1 protein-coding gene is annotated in these 2772 nt (G+C 37.6%); it reads right to left on the reverse strand.

Annotated elements, in window-relative coordinates:
* Positions 1-176: 176 nt before the first annotated feature.
* Positions 177-2054, reverse strand: a complete 1878-nt coding sequence (gene ltrA, locus D1953_RS20675) for a group II intron reverse transcriptase/maturase (RefSeq protein ID WP_119119037.1) — start codon at positions 2052-2054, stop codon at positions 177-179.
* Between the last annotated feature and the right edge of the window lie 718 nt (positions 2055-2772).

The following is a 2772-nucleotide window of genomic DNA, read 5'->3' on the forward strand; positions in this document are numbered from 1 at the left end:
TATAGCGATAGGTAAGTCTTTGAAGCTATCTCTAACTTTTCCCCCGCTCCACACCGTGCGTGCGATTTTCACCGCACACGGCGTTCCCTCAACTTAGTTTTATCTTTGTTTCCCTAATCTAGTAACATTTTTAATTACGCACAAAATTTCATTTTCCCTTTTGAATCATATTGATATTAAAGAACTTTGTTACCGACTTTCAAACGGAATTTATTGAGTTTTTCTAACTGACTTTGACTTAAGGAAAAAGAGCTTGATATCGAGTTAAACAACTTTGATTCATTGGTATGGATCAATTTATGAATATCCCTATGAACAATCGTAAGATTGTTAAATTTATCGTCTTTGGATATATAATGGGGCGTAATGTGATGACAGTGAATTTCGTTAAAAAACAACTCACGTCCAGAAATTGCACATTTCCCATGTTGAGCGACAAATTTAGATATTCTGTTGTCATTATACTCAATTGTTGCCTTGTCGTTAACAACTGGATTCTCTCGTAACCATTGGATAACATATTCAGATACTAGGGTTTGATTTTTATGTATTTCAGCTCTCCCCGAAGGGGAGTACTTGCACACACTTTTCTTTTTACCTATTGGTTTTCTGTGTTTCACATATCCAATAGGGATGATAGGGAAACCACAAAAAAATCTCATGTTTCTAGATTTCATGTATCTTGCAATGCCTTTATCTTTGGTTTTGAGTTCACCAGTTTTCCCCAAGCCACGTAAACGGTTTTTCATACTTATAATTATAGAGTAATGAATTCCATTCATATCAGTTGAAACATGCGAAGCAATTCCGTAATAATTGTGAATACCTATCACTAAAGCGTTATATCTACTAATTTCAATGATTGTTTGATTTGAGTTTGGGCTTTTTTGAATGGCATGTATCTGATTTTTGAGTTGAAGCCTGATACTCTTGATAGCCTTTTGCGACACATGTGTGTGCATGACGTATCTTTCGCCTTTCTTTTCAGCCTTAATTTCAAATCCTAAGAACGAACTTCGTTCCGTTCGTAATTCAGTAATCGTTGATTTTTCAGTTGAAATAGGGAGTTTAAGCCTATCCTCCAACCACAGCTTACTGGCATTGAAAATACGTTCAGCGATGTGCTTGTCTTTGCAGAAAATTTTAAAGTCGTCTGCATACCTGACATAGTAGAATTCTTTGAGTGACGTACTTTTTCTAAGTTTTCGGTAGTGGTTAGATTTCACTTCACCTTTACCTTCGGCATGTTGGTTGACGATTTCTTTACAACGGCGGTCTTGCCATTGCTTAGACATCCACCAATCAAACTCGTTAAGGTTAATGTTGGCAAGTAGGGGCGAAAGCACAGCTCCTTGTGGGGTTCCTTTTGTTGGAATAACCACCTTGCCGTTAGGCATTTTTATTGGAGATTTAAGCATCTTACCAATAATGGCTAAAAGCTTTTTGTCTCTAATACCTAATGTCCATAGTTGTTTCATCAGTTTGCTATGACATACCTCATCAAAGAAACCTTTGATATCGACATCAACTACGAATTTACACTGGTTGAAGTTAATTCTGTTTCCACAGGCAACTATCGCCTGTTCTACTGACCTGTTAGGTCTGAAACCATAGCTGTGTTCGCTAAATTTCGATTCACAGATTGGTTCAAGCACTTGAAGGATACTTTGTTGTGCCAACCTATCCCATATCGAGCCGATTCCAAGAGGTCTTGTTTTGCCATTTGGCTTTGGTATATCGACACGTTTGACTTTTCTTGGTTGATACCAAGCAAAGCGTTTCTTCATGATTGTTAGGTATTCATCGGTACTAAGTTTTTCGATATCTTTGATTGTTTGCTTATCAATTCCTGCTGTGTAACTACCCTTATTCCGTTTTATATTACGGTAAGCAAGTAATAAATTATCATCAAGAATGACGTATTGCATAAGATTTTTGAAATTGGCGTTCTCGGAGCTTTTGAGATAGAGCGAGTCAAATATATCAGTCATGCCATAATATTCCGCATGTCTTAGCTTGCTATCTTTCAGTTCTCCTGGTTGCTTGCTACTCATAGTTAATCACTTCCTTACGGACGTGTTTTAGTTGTCTTACACGAACCTATGAAAAATGATTAGGGTTTCTGATAAATTAAACTAAAATTGACTTGTGGCTGTTGCTCAGTTCTCATTACAAGAACTTCAACGCTCATGCCACTACTCTCACTAGAACTAAACAAGGTTATTCGTTATTCACGCATTCCCTTGTAACGCTTCATCGAGTGTGTTCTCTCCACGTTTCTAGCTTTCCACGTTGCCCTATTTTTATCTACATTACATTAGGTTAGGTGCTGACTATATCCCACCATTTTATCCAACGCCTTTAACGTTGCATGGTTTTTCATAGCATGAATTCTTACTCAACCACAAAATGATGAACCCAGATTTCTCAAGGCCAGTCGTTGGGACGTACATTCGCCAGTTCGTCAGTGTATTACCACATTCTCACCATACTAAGTTTTTAACGACTTCCGGACTATCATATACGGACAATACCTCTATTGCCTTTTCGGTTATTCAATTGAATACTACGGTATATTTCGCCCGACTTCACCGAGCTTCACACTACTTTTGATTACACATTCTACTCATAGCATGTCGGAGTATTAAAGATAGCGTTTCAAGGCGTTACCCTATCATTCCACTATTCAAAATAGGACTTTATTCCATTTACGGCTTTTCACAGCACGTTTGGAATAAGATAGCTTTTCACTACCTAACGTGTCGCACTCAT

It is taken from the genome of Peribacillus asahii (assembly GCF_003570725.1).
Classification (GTDB): domain Bacteria; phylum Bacillota; class Bacilli; order Bacillales; family DSM-1321; genus Peribacillus; species Peribacillus asahii.